At 64.8% G+C, this 18694-nt stretch carries 12 protein-coding genes, 1 pseudogene and 1 riboswitch; of the genes and pseudogenes, 9 read left to right on the top strand and 4 right to left on the bottom strand.

Annotation, left to right across the window (positions count from 1 at the left end; translation table 11 throughout):
* The first annotated feature begins 14 nt into the window (after positions 1-14).
* The 9 genes from FJY73_06820 to FJY73_06860 all read left to right on the top strand — a co-directional run bounded on the left by FJY73_06820 (position 15) and on the right by FJY73_06860 (position 13454).
* Positions 15-1109: a pilus assembly protein N-terminal domain-containing protein gene (locus FJY73_06820; protein MBM3320372.1), complete on the top strand. Its 1095-nt coding sequence runs from the start codon at positions 15-17 to the stop codon at positions 1107-1109.
* A gap of 23 nt (positions 1110-1132) precedes the next feature.
* Positions 1133-2338: an AAA family ATPase gene (locus tag FJY73_06825; GenBank protein MBM3320373.1), complete on the top strand. Its 1206-nt coding sequence runs from the start codon at positions 1133-1135 to the stop codon at positions 2336-2338.
* Between the two features lie 19 nt (positions 2339-2357).
* Positions 2358-3737 carry a CpaF family protein gene (locus FJY73_06830; GenBank protein MBM3320374.1) on the top strand — a complete coding sequence of 460 codons (1380 nt, stop codon included), beginning with the start codon at positions 2358-2360 and terminating at the stop codon, positions 3735-3737.
* A gap of 7 nt (positions 3738-3744) precedes the next feature.
* The gene (locus FJY73_06835) at positions 3745-4710 is read left to right on the top strand and encodes a type II secretion system F family protein (GenBank protein MBM3320375.1); all 966 of its coding nucleotides are present in this window, start codon (positions 3745-3747) and stop codon (positions 4708-4710) included.
* A 2-nt stretch (positions 4711-4712) separates the two neighbouring features.
* Complete coding sequence (locus FJY73_06840) at positions 4713-5654, top strand: type II secretion system F family protein (protein MBM3320376.1); 942 nt, start codon at positions 4713-4715, stop codon at positions 5652-5654.
* A 193-nt stretch (positions 5655-5847) separates the two neighbouring features.
* Positions 5848-6279, top strand: coding sequence for a hypothetical protein (locus FJY73_06845; GenBank protein MBM3320377.1), 432 nt, complete (start codon positions 5848-5850; stop codon positions 6277-6279).
* A 149-nt stretch (positions 6280-6428) separates the two neighbouring features.
* A complete protein-coding gene (locus tag FJY73_06850; GenBank protein ID MBM3320378.1) occupies positions 6429-9137 on the top strand; it encodes an Ig-like domain-containing protein in 2709 nt (902 codons plus the stop codon).
* Between the two features lie 778 nt (positions 9138-9915).
* Positions 9916-12681, top strand: a complete 2766-nt coding sequence (locus FJY73_06855; GenBank protein ID MBM3320379.1) for a vitamin B12-dependent ribonucleotide reductase — start codon at positions 9916-9918, stop codon at positions 12679-12681.
* 221 nt (positions 12682-12902) lie between these two features.
* Positions 12903-13454: a cob(I)yrinic acid a,c-diamide adenosyltransferase gene (locus FJY73_06860; protein ID MBM3320380.1), complete on the top strand. Its 552-nt coding sequence runs from the start codon at positions 12903-12905 to the stop codon at positions 13452-13454.
* Positions 13455-13580: 126 nt separating this feature from the next.
* On the opposite strand, the gene FJY73_06865 is transcribed toward FJY73_06860, so the two are convergent.
* The 4 genes and pseudogenes from FJY73_06865 to FJY73_06880 all read right to left on the bottom strand — a co-directional run bounded on the left by FJY73_06865 (position 13581) and on the right by FJY73_06880 (position 18694).
* Positions 13581-15008: a hypothetical protein gene (locus FJY73_06865; protein MBM3320381.1), complete on the bottom strand. Its 1428-nt coding sequence runs from the start codon at positions 15006-15008 to the stop codon at positions 13581-13583.
* A gap of 2 nt (positions 15009-15010) precedes the next feature.
* Positions 15011-17083: a TonB-dependent receptor gene (locus FJY73_06870; GenBank protein ID MBM3320382.1), complete on the bottom strand. Its 2073-nt coding sequence runs from the start codon at positions 17081-17083 to the stop codon at positions 15011-15013.
* Positions 17084-17228: 145 nt separating this feature from the next.
* Positions 17229-17417, bottom strand: a riboswitch (cobalamin riboswitch).
* 205 nt (positions 17418-17622) lie between these two features.
* Complete coding sequence (locus FJY73_06875) at positions 17623-18198, bottom strand: hypothetical protein (GenBank protein ID MBM3320383.1); 576 nt, start codon at positions 18196-18198, stop codon at positions 17623-17625.
* A 121-nt stretch (positions 18199-18319) separates the two neighbouring features.
* Positions 18320-18694, bottom strand: a pseudogene (locus FJY73_06880) (SPFH/Band 7/PHB domain protein).

Consider the following 18694-nt stretch of genomic DNA (forward strand, 5'->3'; position numbering starts at 1 on the left):
ATGGAGAGGAACCGATGAGAAATGCAATGATCCGGACCGCGTTCGTGGTTCTCCTGATCGCAGGCTGGGCCGGCCATCCCGGGGCGGACACGCCGAAGCCGGGCGGCATCATCGAGGTCCTCGAGCGGCACTCGCGGGTCCTCGAGTTCGACTTCGACGTCGAGACGGTCTCGATCACCGACCCGGAGATGGCGGACGTCCTTCTGGTCACGCCGCGCCAGCTTCTCCTGCACGGGAAGATCGTGGGGAGCACGTCTCTCATCGTGTGGGACAGAAGGCAGGCCCACTACGACTACACGCTCAAGATCGTGAGCGCCCGGACGAAGGAGCAGATCCAGCTTCGCGTGCGCGTCGTGGAGACGAACCGGGACGCGTTCAACGAGCTCGGGATCGATTGGCTCATCAAGGATCGGTCGGATCGCGTGGTCGAGGGGGACAAGACGATCGCCGGCTACGCGGGGAACGTCCAATCGCCGAGCGATCCTCTCCGCCTCGGCGTCGGGGTGAGCGGCCTCATCCAATACGTCGGCAAGGAGGAGGAGATCTCCGCGATCGTTCACGCGCTCGACGAGGACGGCGGTCTTCGGCTTCTCGCGAAGCCGGATCTCATCTGTCTGAACGGCGAGAGGGCGAGCTTCCTCGTCGGCGGGGAGATCCCGATCCCTGTGTCGCAGACGGTGACCGCCGGTTCGGCCTTCTTCACGATCGAGTGGAAGGAGTTCGGTGTCCGGCTTCGCTTCATGCCGACGGTCGTGGGGGAGAGCCTCGTTCGGCTCGAGGTGGAGCCGGAGGTGAGCAGCCTCGACTACGCGAACGCGATCACGCTCGCCGGCTTCAACATCCCGGCGATCCGAACCCGCAAAGCCTCGACGACGGTGGAGCTACGGAACGACGAGACGTTCGTCATCGGCGGTCTTCTCACCGCGACGGAAACCGAGCTTGTTTCGAAGATCCCGCTTCTCGGAAGCATTCCGCTCCTCGGCGCGTTCTTCAGCAGCAGCACGAGCTCGAGAACCGAAACCGAACTGTTCATCCTGGTCTCGCCGAAGATCGTGGAGCCGCTCGCGCCGACCGAGATTCCCGAGCTTCCGTGGGCGGGAGAGGAATAGACGGAGACGACGGAGCAGCACCTATGAGCAATCTTCGAGTCATCGTGGTCGATTCCGACGAAGTGACGAGACGGGCGATCCTCTCGCACCTTGCGGTCCTTCCCGGGGTCGATGTCATCGGGGACGCCGCGGATCCGGCGACCGGCCACCGGCTGATCCGCCAGAACCGGCCGGATCTTGTCCTCGTCGAGGTGGGCGGGATGGACGACGCCGGCATGCGCCTCGCCGCGGACGTTCACGCGGAAATGCCGCGAACGGCGGTCTTCGTTTCATCTCCTCACAAGAACCCGGATCTCATCCTGAAGGCGATGGGCGCGGGGGCGAAGGAGTTTCTCCTCAGGCCGGTCGAGCTTCATGTCTTAACCAAATCGATCGAGAAGATCCTGAGAGATCCCTCGCGCCACGAGGGGGCGGGCGCGCGAAGGGGCCGGCTCATTACCTTCTTCAGCAACAAGGGGGGCGTGGGGACGACGACCCTCGCGACGAACACCGCCGCGGGCCTCGCGAAAGAAGGGCTCGGGCCGGTCGGGCTCGTCGATTTCGATCTCCAGCTCGGGAACGTGGCGAGCTTCCTCAACTTGAATCCGAACTACACCGTCTACGATCTCGTCACGCAGCTCGACAAGGTGACCCCCGACTCGGTCGACGGCTTTCTCGCGAAGCACGATTCGGGCATCTCGGTGCTCGCCGAGCCGAAGACGCCGGCCGAGGCCGAGTCGATCACGCCGAGCCAGGCGACGAGGACGATCGAGCTCTTCCGGTCCGCGTACAGCTACGTCGTCGTGGACACGCCCAAGGGTTTCGACGAGCGGACGCTCGAGATCCTCGACTGCTCGGACGAGATCTTCGTCGTCTCCGAGCTCAGCCTTCCCGCTCTTCGAAACCTCAAGAAATGCCTCGACGTGTTTCGGGATCTGCAGTACAGCGAAGCGCGCGTTCGAATCGTCATGAATCGCTACGATCCGAGGGGGATCATCCGCCTCGAGGACGTCCAGGAGAGCCTTCGTTTCGAGGCGTTCTGGAAGTTCCCGAACGACTTTCTTCGCATCATGAACGGGATCAACACCGGCACTCCGGTCGTCGTCGGCGCGGAGGAGAGCGAGATCGCGAAGAGCCTCGTTCAGTTCTGCCGCAAGGTCGCCGGGAAGAGCGCGGAGGAGGTCGTGACGAGCGCGAAGAGCCGAAGCGGCGTCCTTGGGCGTCTCTTCGGCAAGAGCCGGGAGGAGTGACGTGGGTCTTCGAGAGAGGATGAAGATCGGGAAGAAGGGGCGAGAAGATTCGGAAGGCCCCGCGCAGCCTTCGGCGCGGGAAACGGCGGAGTCTCCCCCGAAGAGCCCGCTCTTCGCGCCGCGCAAGGACGAGCCTCGCGACGAGCTCCGCGAGCTCAAGGAGCACCTGCACCGGCAGCTCGTCGAGCGGATCGACTATTCCGTTTGGGAATCGCTCGAGGCGGGCGACCTCCGCGATCAGGTGACGCGCGTCGTCGAGGCGCTTCTCGTGGAGCAGGGAGTCCAACTCACCGAATTCGACCGGCGAAGGCTGATCGAGGAGATCCGAAACGAGACTCTCGGCCTCGGCCCGATCGAACAGTTTCTCCACGATCCGATGGTCTCGGACATTCTCGTCAACGGCCACGGCCAGGTGTATATCGAGCGCTACGGAAAGCTCGAGCTCACGAACGCGCGCTTCCGCGACGACTCGCACCTCATGCAGGTGATCGACCGAATCGTCTCGCGCGTCGGCCGGCGCGTCGACGAATCCTCGCCGATGGTGGACGCCCGTCTTCCCGACGGCTCGCGCGTGAACGCGATCATTCCGCCGCTCGCGATCGACGGGCCGGTTCTCTCGATCCGCCGCTTCGGCGTGCGCCAGCTCTTCATGAACGACCTGATCCGCCTGAACAGCATCACGGCGGAGATGGCGGAGCTCATCCGCGGGGCGGTGAAGGCGAAGCTCAACGTGCTCATTTCCGGCGGAACGGGCTCCGGAAAGACGACGCTTCTCAACATTCTCTCGGGCTACATCCCGCCCGAAGAGCGGATCGTCACGATCGAGGACGCGGCGGAGCTCCAGCTCCAGCAGCCGCACGTGGTGCGCCTCGAAACGCGCCCTCCGAACATCGAGGGTTCGGGCGAGGTCACGCAGCGGGATCTGGTTAGGAACGCGCTCCGCATGCGCCCCGACCGGATCGTGGTGGGCGAGGTCCGCGGCGATGAAGTGATGGACATGTTCCAGGCGATGAACACCGGACACGAGGGGTCGCTCACGACGATCCACGCGAACTCGCCGAGGGACGCGCTCGCTCGCCTCGAGACCCTGATGCTTCTCACCGGGTACTCGCTCCCCGAGAAGGGGATGCGCGAGATGATGTCCTCTGCGCTCGACCTGATCGTCCAGGTCTCCCGTCTGAGCGACGGAACCAGGAAGATCGTGAGCCTTTCCGAGGTCACCGGGATGGAAGGCGAGGTCGTGTCCACGCAGGAGATCTTCGTCTTCGAGCGGACCGGCGTGAGCGAGAGCGGCGAGGTGCTCGGGCGTTTCCGGCCGACCGGCGTTTCGCCCAGCTTCTTGAACCGGCTGGTTCTCGCGGGAGTGAACCTTCCGCAGGGGATCTTCAGCTCGCTGTAACGGGTGGATGATGCAATCCGGCGTGATCCTTCTAGTGTTCGTCTCGGTTCTCCTCGTCGCGCTCGGCGCGCTTCTTCTCGTCGAGTCCGGCCGCGGCGTGAAGAAGCTCCGCGAGCGCGTGAAGGAGATCGGCGGCGGGGCCGCCGCGGGACCGGGCGACCTCGATCTTATCCGTCTCCGGCGCTACAGCGAGATTCCTCCCCTCGAGAAGCTCCTCTCCGCCGGAAAGCTCGGATCGGCGATCAGTCTCTTTCTCGCGCAGGCCAATGTCTCTCTCAGCGTCGGGTCGTTCATCCTGCTCACGCTGACGCTCGCGTTCGGCGGCCTTCTTCTCGGCTCCCACTTGAGCCGTCTCTTCTTCGTGGGCCCCGTCCTCTTCGTGATCCTCGGGCTCCTCCCGTATCTCATCGTCGCCCAGAGAAGAAGAAAGAGGTTTCATAAGTTCACCGAACAGTTCCCCGACGCGCTCGAGCTGATCGCGAACGCGCTTCGCGCCGGGATGGCGTTCTCGGGAGCGCTCCGAATCGTGGCGCACGAGATGCCCGATCCGGTCGGCGGCGAGTTTTGGGTTGTCACGGAAGAGCATAACCTCGGTCTCGACATCCGGGAGTCGCTTCACCGGATGAACCGGCGCGTGGACATCCCGGACGTCCGCTTCTTCGTCACGGCCGTCGTCCTCCAGCGGGAAACAGGAGGGAACCTCGCCGAGATCCTCGACAACACGACGTCGATCATCCGCGACCGGTTCCGAATCCTCTCGGAGGCGCGGGTGCTGTCGGCTCAGGGACGTCTCTCGGGAGCGGCGCTCGTTCTCCTTCCCTTCGTGATGACGATCATCCTCTCGATCATCGCGCCGGGGTATCTCGCGATTCTGGTCTCCGATCCGATCGGCAAGTACATGCTCGTCGCGTGTCTCTTTCTAATGCTGATCGGTATCTTCACGATCCGAAAGATCGTGCGGATCAAGGTGTAGCGATGGGCCGGACCGTGCTTCTTGCGAGCGTTCTTCTCGTCTTCGCGGCGGTGTTCCTCGTCGTGGTGGCGATCTTTCTTCTCGGGCGCCGGCCGAAGACGGCTCTCGACGAGCGCCTGGAAAGCCTCTCGCGAAGAGAGATCCCGGGGCGCCGCCAGCCGGCGAGCCTGATCCGCGAGGGGGAGAAGCGCGGTTTCGGCCGCTTCCTCGGCGTCTTGTCCGGAGTATTCCCCGAGTCGTTCCTCGGAGAAGACGTTCGCCTCCGACTCGTGCGCGCCGGCCATTCGTGGCGGGAGACCCTCCCGATCCTCGTCGGCTTTCGGTTTCTCGGAGCGGTCGTCGTCGGAGCAACCGCGGTCGTTCTTGGGTTTCGCTACTTGGGCGCCGCGCCGCAGGTTCTTCTCATCGGGGCCGCCGCGCTGGTCGCCGGCTTTCTTCTTCCCGATTTCATTCTCTGGATCCGCATCGGCAAACGCCAGGAGGAAATCGTTCTGGGTCTCCCCGATGCGCTCGATCTCATGGTGATCTGCGTCGAGGCCGGGCTTGGTCTCAACGCGGCCATCCACCGGGTCGGAACCGAGATCGAGCATGTCTGTCCGCCGCTCAGCAAAGAGCTTCGCATGGTGAACCGCGAGATGCTAGCCGGCAGCTCGCGCAGCGACGCCCTCCAGAATCTCGCGCTCCGCACGGGCATCGAGGACATCAAGGCGCTCGTCGCGATTCTCATCCAAACCGAACGCTTGGGAACGAGCGTCGCGAAATCGCTTCGGATTCACGCGGACAACTTGAGGGTCCGCAGAAGACACCGGGCCGAGGAAAGAGCCCGGAAGGTTGCGGTGAAGCTGGTCTTTCCGCTGATCCTTTTCATCTTTCCGACGTTGCTTCTGGTGATCTTGGGTCCGGGAATGATCCAGCTGATCCGCGCGCTGTCCGAGGCCCAATAGGGGGCTCTCGGGAGGAGGTTCGAGACAATGAACATCTCTTGGAGCATTCTAATTCCGGCGCTGATCATCATCGGCATTCTGTACTTCGTGGTGCGCTCGAGGCGGAAGGGCCGGCAGGCGGCGAGCAAGAAGTAGCGGAAGCGCGGGAGGAGATCCCCCGCGCCCGGATTGGTTCATTTATCAAGGAGTTATTATGGCCCGAACGATCGTTTCGGCCTTGCTTCTGCTCGCGCTCATCACCGGATCGGCGCTTTCGGAAAGCGCGGATTGGGTTCGCGTCACGACGTGGGAGGGCCAAGAGATCGCGCTGGCGAACTTCGGGTTCTTCCGATCTTCGAACTGGGATGCGATCGCCGACTTCCGCGTCGATCGATCGAGCGTGCTCGTGGTGTACGGGGGCGCCCGCACCCGTATCTCGCTGTCGGAGATCCGGAGCGTGACCCAGGACCGTCCCGAGTTCACGAGTGCTTTCCACGGCGTGGTGATCGAGATGAACGACGGTCTTCGCTTCCGATGCGAAATGGTCCCCGAGACCAGCGGGGTCGCGGGGAGCGATCAGGTCGGCGAGGTCCGAATCCCCGGGCGCAAGATCAAGAGCATCGAGTTCGTCCGGGGCGCCTCATAGGGCGAAGAAGCGGAAGGGGCGGCGCGGGGTTTCCAAGACGTCCGCGATTCGCTCACGAGCGGCCCGCTTCGAGTCCCGGGTTCCGAGAGGCGCGGCGCCGCGCGCTCCGGGCGCTCCGCTCAGGGCGGAGAAGGAGGATTTCCGTGGGTATGGGCATTCGATCCCGAACGGATCGGAGGACGATCGGTATCTGGTTCAGTCTGGGCCTCTTCGTTCTCTCCCTCGTGATCTTGCTTGCTTGCGAGGCGAAGGACGAGGGACCGACCGGCCCGGGCACTCTCCCGACGGACGATCCGGTTCTGGATCGAGGGGCCGGCACGTTGCTCGCGGATGGATCGGACGAGAAGCCGATCTATGTCTACATCTTCAGCGAGTGGGGAGCTCCGCTCGAGGGGATCGCCGTTCGCTTCAGCGCTTCGGTCGGAGCGATCACCCCCTCCGCGGTCACGGATCAGGACGGCCGCGCGTCCGCGACGCTCCTAAGCGTGTACTCGAAGCAGGATCTCGTCTCGCGCGTCTGCGCGTCGATCTCCGAACGAGCCGACTCGACCGCGCTCCCGAAGGGGAAGACCGGGCCGCTCGCGCCGCAAGAACTGTTTGACGCGGCAAGAATCGTTCGGATCGGGACCGAGGGGGACGCGTTCGACTCGCCGGGAAAGAGCGGAGTCTCGGTGGAGGCCCTCGCGGCCGCCGCGCGATCCGCGTGCGCGGATCAGGCATTCCTCGGGGTCAGCGTCTCGCTCGGCGCGTCTCCCGCGAGGATTCCCGCGGACGGGGTAAGCGCCGCCTCGCTTGTCGCGGTTCTCACGGAAACGACTCGCGGCGTTCCGGTCGTGGGGTCGGTGCTCCGCTTCGCCGCGAGCGCGGGTTCGATCGAGGGAGAGAAGACGACCGACGGAGAGGGGATCGCGGTCGCCCGCCTGACGAGCGGAACCTCCCCCGACACGGCCGGTGTCAAAGTTTATGTCGGAACATCTCTCGCCGCGGATACGGAGGTCCAGTTCGCGCCGATCACGATGCGCCTCGTGGCGGACCCTTCGATCGTGAACGCGGACGGAGAGAGCGCGAGCCAAATCGCGGCGACTCTTCTCTCCGAACAATCGACACCGCTCGCGGGGCTTTCGATCGAGTTCGAGACCGACCGCGGTGCGGTCTCCTCGCCGGTCACGACCGGAACGGACGGGAGGGCGGTCGCGACGCTGACGAGCGAATCCGAATCGGCCGTCGCGACGGTGAAGGCGCGCTTCGCGGGGGCGCTCGTCGAGTCGGTCGAGGTCCGCTTCGCGACGAGCTTCCGGCCCGCGAGCCTCGTCCTCACCGCAGGACCGTCCTTGATCGTCGCGGACGGCGTGAGCACGGCCTTGCTCCGCGCGGCCGTGTTCGACTCGACCGGGATCGCGGTCCCCGACGGAACGCCGGTCCGCTTCGAGATGCTCTCGGGGGGCGGAACCGTGAGCGGGCTCGCGGCGACGGCGGGGGGCGCAGCGACGATGGTCCTCATGAGCGGGACGCGAAGCGGGGTCGCGACGATCCGCGCAGAGGCGGGCGGCGCGGCCGACACGATCGCGGTTCGCTACGTTCCCGGCGCGCCCTCGCGCATCGATCTCTCGGCGAACCCGAGCGCGCTTCTCGCGAACGGCGTGGAGAGGTCCGCGATCGCGGCCGCCGTCTTCGACGCGCACGAAAACCGCGCGGGCGCGGGGATCGAGGTGAGCTTCGCCGCGACGCGCGGCGCGATCGAGCCGCGCGCGACGACCGACAGCACGGGAAACGCGCGCGTCTTCTACACCGCGGCGTTCGGCGCGGGCGAGGCGCGGATCGACGCCTCGGCCGGCGGCGCTTCGGCGCAACTTAGGCTCTCGCTTCTTTCGGATGCGCCCTCGGCGATCCTCCTCGACTCGCTCTCCCGCGACGCGATCCGTGTTCAGGGAACCGGCGCTCCGGAAGCGGCCACGATGATCTTCCGCGTCTACGACAAGAACGGGATTCCGATCGGTCCGGACAGCCCGACGCGCGTCGTCTTCGAGCTGAAGGCGGCGACGGGAGGCGGGGAGTATCTCCATCCGACCGCCGATACGACCGACGCGATGGGACGCGTGCGCGCGACGCTCGTCAGCGGGACGCGGCCCGGCGTCACGGAGACCGTTGCCCGCATCTCTTCGGTCAGCCCGGCCGTCGAGTCGCAGGTGATCCCGATCGCGATCCACGGGTTCCTCCCGCATCCGACGCATCTGGACGTAGCGGCGGACACGCTGAACATCCCAGGGATGATCTACGACAACTGGGAGAACCCTATCCTCGCGCTCGTCTACGACCGCTTCTCGAACCCGGTACCCGAGGGGACGGTCGTCTACTTCTCGACGAACTACGGCGGCGTCACCGGTTCCGACACGACCGACGCGTACGGGCGCGCGAAGGCGACGTTCGTCTCCAAGAACCCGCGCCCCGGCGACGGCCTGGTTACGGTGACGGCGCAGACGGCGGACTCTCTCGGCAACCCGATCACCGCGCAGACTTCCTTCCGGATGAGCGGCTCGACCGCGCCGATCGTCGTCGCCCCGACGACCTTCTCGATCGCGGACGGCGGCTCGCAGTATTTCACGTATCAACTGCACGACGTCTACGGCAACCCGCTCACGCATCACACGAGCGTCGAGGTGACGACGACTTCCGGAACGCTCGCGGGAGACATCCAGTTCGAGTTGCCGGACGTGATCGGCGGGTACACATCCTTCTCGTTCTATCTCGCCGACGCGCTGCCGGGGGATCCCGATCCCCCGCTGGCCGTGTTCGTGACGATTCAGGTGACGAGCCTGAACGGAAACGCGTCGATCACGATCCCGGGCACGATCGACTAGGTAGGTCTCCTCATGCATCGCGAAGCGCCCTCTCCGAAAAGGGAGGGCGTTTCCCTTTGGTGTGCGGCCGGGGAGAAAGAAGACGGCCTTTGGGCGATCCCGGGAATCCCGCGGCCGACCCGGGCGGACGAGCGTCGGATCTCCCTGATTTTTCGGCGGTTTCCGGGCGTCGAACCGCGGGTTCTGCTCCGTTCGTCCTCCCCGACAGGCGCGCGCGTGGGGAATAGGAGGTACAACCCGTTGATTTTCATAGCGAAACATGCTGAGGAACTCCTCCCGGGGGCCCGTGTGGGTCCGAGGGGGCTCCGGCGGGCGGTCCGCGAGGTAGCCCCACAACTCGTTGCTTAAAAACGCGATAGAGTTTTCTTTCGCGCACCGATGTTTTTGTTTGACAGGTTTTCGGGGCGCTCCTATAGTGCGACGTGTCGCAGATATTGTGACTCGGGTGTCTCCGGATCGCTATATGTTGAAGCGGATTCGGGTTCGATCGTGACTCCGCTTCGGAGCTTGCTGGGTTATCCTCTTGTGAAGTAGCTTCTTGTGAGCTCCGAACGTGCTCGGGGTGCGGGAGTTCTTTCCTCTGAACCCTTCCTCGATCCGGAGAAGCATCCTCTCTTTCGCTTGACATTTGTATAGTAGGCCGGCACGATGTTCCGTATGGGCGTGTCGGTTCCAGGGCAGCCGATGCCCGCCTGTTTCGCCCGGGAGGCGTGCCTCCCGCATCGGGGATCGTGCCCCCATTCTCGGACGGCGAAGCGGCGGTTGGAGGCAAGGGTTGATGGGAGCGAGCGGGGTCGCAGCGAGGGGAATCATGGGCGAGGCGGCGTTCAACTTCCCGGATCGCCAGGAGGGACTGGCCTTCCGGAGGATGTACACAACCCCCGGTGTGCATCCGTTCGACGAGGTGGAGTGGGAGTCCCGCACGGCGTCGATCACGAACGAAAAGGGTGAGGTCGTCTTCGAGAAGAAGGACCTCGAGTTCCCGACTTTTTGGTCGCAGCTCGCGACCAACGTGACCGTATCGAAGTACTTTCACAAGAACAAGCCGGCCCCGCACGGCGAGAAGAGCCTCCGGCAGCTGGTCGGTCGGGTTGCCCAGACGATCACCGACTGGGGGTGGGCGGGCGGTTACTTCCTGACGGAAGAGGATCGCGACGTCTTCCACCACGAGCTGATCTATCTGCTCCTGCACCAGAACGCCGCCTTCAACAGCCCGGTTTGGTTCAACGTGGGCATCGAGAAGAAACCGCAGTGCTCCGCGTGCTTCATCAACTCCGTGGAAGACCGGATGGAGTCGATTCTCCAGCTTGCGAAGACCGAAGGGATGCTCTTCAAGTGGGGCTCGGGCACAGGCACCAACCTTTCTCCGATCCGCTCCTCTCGCGAATGCCTTTCGAGCGGCGGAAGCTGCTCGGGTCCCGTCTCGTTCATGAAGGGGTACGACGCCTTCGCGGGCGTGATCAAGTCGGGAGGGAAGACGCGCCGCGCCGCGAAGATGGTGATCCTCAACCTGGATCACCCGGACATCGTCGAGTTCATCCGGTGCAAGGCGGAAGAGGAGAAGAAGGCGTGGACGCTCATCGACGCGGGCTACGACGGCTCGCTCGACGGCGACGCGTATTCCTCGGTCTACTTCCAGAACTCGAACAACAGCGTCCGCGCGACGGACGACTTCATGAACGCCGTGGTCGAGAACCGGGAGTGGAAGACCCGCGCGGTGGCGAGCGGCAAGGTCGTGGAGACGTTCAAGGCGCGCGACTTGATGAACTGGATCGCCGAGGCGGCGCACGTCTGCGGCGATCCGGGCATGCAGTTCGACACGACGATCAACGATTGGCACACCTGTCCGAGCAGCGGGCGGATCCACGCGTCGAACCCGTGCTCCGAGTACATGTTCCTCGACGACTCGGCGTGCAACCTGGCGTCCTTGAACCTCATGCGCTACCGGCGCGACGACGGTTCCTTCGACGTCGAACGTTTCTTCCATTCGGTCGACATCATGATCACCGCGCAGGAGATCATCGTCGACAACGCGAGCTATCCGACGAAGGCGATCGAGGAGAACTCACACGTGTTCCGGCCCCTCGGCCTCGGCTACGCGAACCTCGGCGCGCTTCTGATGTCGAGCGGGCTCCCTTACGATTCCGACGAGGGGAGAGCCTACGCGGCGGCGGTCACCTCGCTGCTGGGCGGGCGCGCGTATCTCCAGTCCGCGCGTCTCGCCGCGAAGCTGGGACCTTTCGAGGGTTTCGAGAAGAACCGCGAGCCGATGCTCCGCGTCATTCGAAAGCACCTCGATGCGGCCAAGGAGATCCCGGCCGACACGCTGCCGAGCTCCCTCTGGGAATCGTCGGAGCAGGTCTGGCAACAGGCGCTCGCGGAGGGGAAGAAGCGCGGCTTCCGCAACGCGCAAGTGACGGTTCTCGCGCCCACCGGAACGATCGCGTTCATGATGGACTGCGACACGACCGGCATCGAGCCGGATATCGCGCTCGTCAAGTACAAGAAGCTCGTCGGCGGCGGAATGATGAAGATCGTGAACCGGACGGTCCCTCTCGCCCTCAAGGTTCTCGGCTACGACGGTGCCTGCGTCGCGGAGATCCTCGACTACATCGACAAGAACGACACGATCGAGGCGGCTCCCGGGCTGAAGGAGAAGAGCCTCCCCGTCTTCGATTGCGCGTTCAAGCCCATGGACGGAGTGCGCTCGATTTCCTACATGGGCCATGTGCGCATGATAGCCGCCGTGCAGCCGTTTCTCTCCGGGGCGATCTCGAAGACGGTGAACATGCCGACCGAGGCGACCCCCGAGGAGATCGCGAGCGTCTACATCGAGGCTTGGAAGACCGGCATCAAAGCGATCGCGATCTATCGCGACGGCTCGAAGCGAACGCAGCCCCTCACGACGGCGCGGGTGACTGCAGCGCCGGAGAAGGTCGGGTCAGCAGTCCGCAGGCGGCTTCCGGACGAGCGGCGTTCGATCACGCACAAGCTGAGCATTGGAGGACACGAGGGATACCTCACCGTCGGTCTTTACGAAGACGGAATGCCCGGAGAGATCTTCCTCACGATGTCGAAGCAGGGGTCGGTCGTCTCGGGGCTCATGGACGCGTTCGCGACGTGCGTGTCGATGGCGCTGCAATACGGAGTGCCCCTGGAGGTGCTCTGCAACAAGTTTAGCCATATGAGGTTCGAGCCTTCAGGATTCACGAACAGCAAGGAGATCCCGATCGCGAAGTCGGTCCTCGACTACATCTTCCGCTGGCTCTCTCTTCGGTTCTTGAGCGAGCGGGAGGGTAAGGAGGGGCAGGACGCGGCCTCTCGCCAGACCGAGCTCTTCGGCGCCGGAGGAGCACCGGGGGAGCGAAGCGCTGGGATCGTTCCGATCCCGCTGGAAAGCCCGCAGAGCATCGAGGCGCGCGAGAAGTGGGTATTTCAGGCGCAGTCGGACGCTCCGGCGTGCTACGAATGCGGATCGCTCATGGTTCGGAGCGGATCCTGCTATCGATGCACCAACTGCGGCTCGACTTCGGGTTGCAGTTAGGCTAGGTGCCGGGTTCGCTCGGGTATCCGGTACCGATAGACAATACCGACCGAGAGGGGGCCCGCTTCCGCGTCGGCCCGCCTCGCGCCGGGCCCCGCGACTCGCCTTGCGGGGCCCGCGACGTCTCCGCCGCGAAGGTCGAATCGGGCGCGGTTCTATCGGAAGGCCGACCGCGCGTTCTGCTTTACCGTGAGGCGGGTTCGGGCTATCTTGAGAACGCTATGGCGAGGATCTACACACGGGGCGGCGACGAGGGGGAAACCTCGCTCTTCGGAGGCGAGAGGGTTCCGAAGAACCACCCGCGGGTCCGCGCATACGGAGAAGTCGACGAGCTCGGCTCCGCCGTCGGGGTCGCCCTCTCCGGTCTCGACCCGGGCTGGGACATCGCGCGCACTCTTCGATCGATTCAACATCAACTGTTTCGAGTCGGAGGAGCGCTCGCCGATCCGGCCGGGAAGACGAAGGTCGTTCCGCCCGGCGCGGAAGAGACCGCTGCCCTCGAGCGCGCAATCGACCTTCTCGAAGAACAGCTTCCTGAATTGAAACGGTTCATTCTTCCGGGCGGGACGGCGGCCGGAGCGCACTTGCATCTCGCGCGAACGGTTTGCAGGCGAGCCGAGCGATCGGTCGTCGATCTTGTGGAACGCGGCGAAAGCGTGCCCGCGGGGATCATCGTCTACTTGAACCGCCTCTCCGACTATCTCTTCGTCGCCGCGCGGGCGGCGAACCGGCGGGCCGGCGTCGAGGAGGAACCATGGGATCCGGAGCGCTGAGCGCGGCCTTCGGGCGGAGGGCGCCGAAATGACGCGCCGCCGCCCAATCCTTCTTGTCTCAATCGCCCTCCTTCTTCCTTCCGGATGTGGAACGGACCCCGACGGCGGCGAGAGCGCTCCTTCGCATCATCGCACAAGAAGAACTCGTCCTCTTCCCTCTCCTTCTGTCGCACGATAGAAGTAGACTCCGGACGGCATCTCGCGCCCCGCGTCGTCCTTCCCGTCCCAATGGAATCGCGCGATTCCGGTCGGGCCTCTCTCCGCATCGTGAAGCACGCGCACGAGGCGCCCGCGAAGATCGAAGATGCTCGCTTCGAGCGCGCCCCCGTCCGCGCCGAGCGCCGCGAAGGAGAGAGCGGTAGGCTCGCGGAAGGGGTTGAAGGGGTTCGGCTCCGCCCATGCGGCTCGCCCCGAGCGGGCCGCCTCGCTCCCCGTGCTCGTGTCGATCGCCGCGATGACGGTTCGATAGACCGCGAGATCGGCGGGCGGAAGGCCGGTGTTCCGCGGAGCCATCGTGAGCCGCGTGCCCGTCGCCGCGTCGAAGAGATGAACCCCCGGCTGCGTGATCTTGCGATCGGCGAGAAAGACCTGCGCGGTCGCCGTGTCCCACTCGATGTCCGGAACGAAGCCGTCCGTGGTGTAGTGCGTTCCGTTGAGGGCTCCGTCGGATGTGCGGAAGGAGACGAGATTCGTCGTGTAGAACCAATCGCTCGAAACGGCGGCGTAGCCCTTGTCGCCCGAGAGGGTGAACACACCGAGATCGCCGCCGAGAGCGTTCTCGGTGACGACCCATCCCTCCGACGCGAGCGTGGCCGCGTCGATCCTCTCGATTCCGCCGTCGAGGGCGAAATAGGCCCCGGTCTCGCCGAGGTAGATCTTTCCCGCGCCCTCGTCGAGGAGCATCGGCCCGTTCGGGTTCGACGCGAGGAGAGCGATCCCCTGCGTACCGGGAACGGACGGGTTCGCGTCGACGAGGGTGTTCGTCTCCGTGTTCACGACGGCGAGGTAGGCGGGAAAGAGCGGGGTCCAGGTCGAGCGATCGATCCTTTGGATCTGAATGAAAAGGCGTTTCCCGAAGAGGACCATCCGGCTCATCTCCGGAAGCCCGTCCGCGTCGGCGAACACGGACAGATCGATTGAATCGACGATCGCGCCGGTCGATGGGTTCACCTCGTAGAGCCGGGTCGATTCGTAGCGGCTTACGTACGCCTTCGTCTCGCTTACGAAGGCGATGTCCTGCGGGTTGCTCCCCGCGCCGACGGAGAACTCGAGGATCGTTCCGAATCCCGATTCGGGATCGATCACCTGGATGTTGTCCGCATAGAGACGGTTCACGACATAGATCCGGTTCCGCCAGACGCGGACGATCGGATCGGAGCTGACCGGCTCGAGATTCGTTTGAACCGGCCAAGGGTTCTCGAGGCCGATCGTGGCGCACTGTCCGCTTGTCTCGTAGTCGGTCGTCACCGCGAAGAGAAACTCCGCCGCGACGGAGGCCGCCGGAAAGACGAGAAGAGCGGCGAGCGCCGCCGCGAGAGGGATCGTTCGCCTCATGGTCACTCCTTTCGGGCGCGGCGTCCGCCGCCCGCTTCAACGGCCGCGGTCAAGTAAACGGTTCTTCCCGGCATCGGGTATCCGAAGGAATCCGCGCTCTTCTCGTCGCCGATGTTCTGCACGTCCAGATCGAAGAGGAACCGGTCCCCACGGAATCGGATCCGCGCTCCTACGTTGTGGATATTCCTCGCGGCCGCCCGATCCTCTTCGGTGTTCGCGCGGTCCCGGAAATACGGGTCAAGCCGGTTGTACTCATGCCTTAGCTCGATCCGCCCGAGGCGGAGCGAAAGCCGCGAGAAGAACTCGCGCGCCGAAACATACGGAACCCATTTGCTCTTCCAGTGAGGAACGGACCCGCGTTGGCGGACGTCTTGCGAAGTGAACGAGCCGTCCGCGCGGAGCGCCCCCCCCTCGATCTTCCACTCGATCTCGACCCCCTCGGCATCGGCTTCCTCCAGGTTCACCGCCTTGAAGTTCCGCTGCGAGTTCTGGATGAAGACGATGAGAGAATCTCTTTTGGAGCGAAATACACTGATGTCAAGAAAGCCGTCGATCGGCCCATCCTCCGGCGCGCGAAGCCGAAAGCCGCCGTCCCATGTCGTGCCTTCCTCGGGAACGAGGAAGGGACTCGGGCGGACGTCGCCGTTCGTCCCGAAGAGCTCGAAGAGAGTGGGAAGCCGTCCGGCGCGCGCGCGGCTCGCTCGGAGAGAGAGGAAAGGAGCGAGATCGGCGTGCGCCCCGAGGGTTGCGGCTCGGAAACCGCTCGAATGTGCCGTTTGGAGAGGTTCCGGCGGAGGCCCGTAGGGGAGGACGCCGTGGAAGTTGTCCTTCGATTCGGTCCAGCGGAGCGCGCCGTAGAGCGAAAGGCGCTCGCGAAAAAGAAGGCACTCGTCCTCGAGAGAGAGGGACGAAACGCGCCTCTCCCTCGGAAACCCCTTGCCGACCGCCGGGTTTCCGTCTTCCGGCTCGAACGACTCGCGCCTCAAGTCCGCCCGCGCTCGTAGGGTTTGGCGCGCGCGAAGGAGGTGGGCGGTGACGAGAACATGTCCGCCATCCGCCTCGGACCGATGGATGAGATCGCTTAAGTGGAGCGTCGGTTCCTTGCCCGGATTGTAGTACCGGTCCCGGCGGTCGAGACGATAGGCGCCGAGATCGGCCCGAACCCGCTTCCTGAGGAGTCCGGGAGAGGCGGCCGCAAGGCTCGTTCGATGTCTTCGGTTGTCGAACGACGCCTCTTCGTAGATCAAGTTGCCGTGGCCGGGAAGACCGCTTTCCTTGAGGTACCAATCATCGACCAGCTCGATCGTCCATCCGGCGAGCGGAGGAAGGCGGAGCTTGCCGAGGAGGGTGTGCTCGCGGAATGCGTTATTCGTCCGCGTGAGAACCGTGTCGTCCGCCACGTTGTGCGTGCGCGTCCCCCGGTCGTAGAGAAACTCGAAGTCGCCCCTCGTCTGAAGGTGCCTGTAGGAGAGGAGGTATGCGCCGCCTCCCGCGGTCCCCGAGCGGAGCGCGTAGGTTTTCCACGTGTCGTAGCTTCCTGCCGTGAGCGCGAACGAGGTGTGTCCGTCCCGCGCGGGATGCGTGACGAGGTTAACCGCCCCGCCGATGCCCGAGGCGCCGAGCGCGACGGGGGCGCCGCTCCGGAAGATCTCCGCGCGAACGAGGTTGTCGACGGGAAGCTCGGCGAGATTCACCGCTCCCCATTCCGCGGAGTTCAGCGGAATGCCGTCGAGGTAGATCTCGACCTGTCCGGGAGCGCTCCCGCGAATCGATGCGGTTGCGAAGGCGCCGAGCCCGCCGAAGCGCCGAACCCGCACACCGGCGGATTCCTCGAGGATGTCCGCGATCGTAAGAAGCCGGCCGGACGATCCCGCGAGATCCTTCACGCTCGCGAAGAAGGGGAGACGGTCGAGATCGACCGGCTTGTCGGGGGCTTCCGCTTCGACCCGAATCGTGTCCGCGGGCCCGTAGAGGGGTCCCCCCTCGTCGGCCGACGAGAAGGTTGACACAAAAATCATTGCGAAGAGGACGAACGACGGGACCCACGCCGCCGAGCGCCGCGTGCAAACGCGCATCGCGCTTCCACCATGCGGTCGCCGGCGCGAGGAGGGCGCGGGGGAAACAGAAACCGAAGCGGCCGCCGCTTCGGGGAGAGCTCCCGCCCGTCGCGGCCAATCCTCGAGCCGACGGTTCGAGTGCCGGGCTCTCTCGCGCGAGAGGCCCGGTTCGTTTTCCCCGGGGAGGTCTTCTGGCTTCCGGGTCTTCCTACCGCCCACGCCTTCCCGCGGCTCCCGGCCGCAGTGGCATCGTGTGGGTTTCGTCGCCGGTTACAGCGGCGGGCCCGCAACGGCTTCGCACCGTTTTCCCTTCTTCATTCCGCCCCGCGGACCCGGGGAAACCTTTTTGTCGGGAGAGAGGGTAGCAGGTGAAGAGCCGTCAGTCAACACAACTGATTTCTGCCCCTCGCCTGCCGAGGTGGCGTGGGCGGACGCGCGGGTCTCTCCTTCGCGCCGCATGCGCGAAGGAGCTTCCTCGCCACCCCGTCGCTTGGGCATGTACTGACAGACACCGTTCACCCAGTGAAAAGAGGTGTCTGTCACAACTCGCAGGCTATCTACTTGAACAGGCGTTTCAGCGATCCCCAGGAGGAGGATTCGGTTTCGGTGGAACCGATACGCACGTAGGCCTTCGAGGGCCACGCGGCGTAGTAGTAGGTCCAACTGGTGCAGGTCATCAACACCGAGCCGGCGACATCGGAAGCGAGCTCGGCGATCGATCCCTCCGCCGCGGCGCGAAAAGTGATCGTCGCGTGGCAAAACGGCCATTCGATGCAGCCGAACCAATTGATCGTGTAGGTCGCCAGGCTGACACAACCCGGCGAGGGGAAGTCGGGAGGATAGCTCTCCCAGTAGGCGGGCAGGTGGTACTCGGTTGCCACGTAAACCAATGCATCCCCCGGAGAACACACGGTCGATGCGGCGACCATGATCCTCGGGGAAGGGAGATCGCCTACCCACCAGAGGTCGAGCCTTACGTCCTCTCCGATGAAAGCTTCGATCGTGTCCGGTCCGTTCCCGAGAACCCCGTCGAGGTCGAGCTCGATTGCGGCGTTCGTTCGCGCAAGGACGAGCGGTGCCGCCAGGAGGCTCGCGACGAGAAAAGACGCCGTCCAATTCCGCTGACTCTTCATGTCCCGGACCTCCTCTCCCGGGGCCTAGGTTATCAGGTACCGGATCTTCCGTCTACTCGGTCCCGCGCCGGTAGCCGCGGCTCGGCTCGTCCCCGCCCGATCCCTCTCCGCCCCGCCGCCGGAGCGGAAGCACGCCGGCCATCTCTCCGATCACGTTGACGAGCTCGGCGTCGCCTGGAATCACGATCTTCGCGTTCTCGCGGAGCGCCCGCTCGACCGTCTCGAGCTGCCGGAGAAGCTGCGCGTTTCCGATGAAGTACTTGTTCGCCGCCTCGTTCACGAGACGGATCGCTTCCGCCTCTCCTTCCGCCTCGAGGATTCTCGCTTGCTTGACCCCTTCCGCCTTCTTGATCTCCGCCCGCTTCATTCCGTCCGCCTCGCGCTCCCGGGCGTTCGCGAAGTCGAGCGCGGCGATCTTCTCATTCTCCGCCTTCACGACCTTGTTCATCGTCTCCTGGACGTCCTTGGGCGGGTCGATCTCCTTCAGCTCCGTGCG

Source organism: Candidatus Eisenbacteria bacterium (genome assembly GCA_016867715.1).
Taxonomy (GTDB): Bacteria; Orphanbacterota; Orphanbacteria; order Orphanbacterales; family Orphanbacteraceae; genus VGIW01.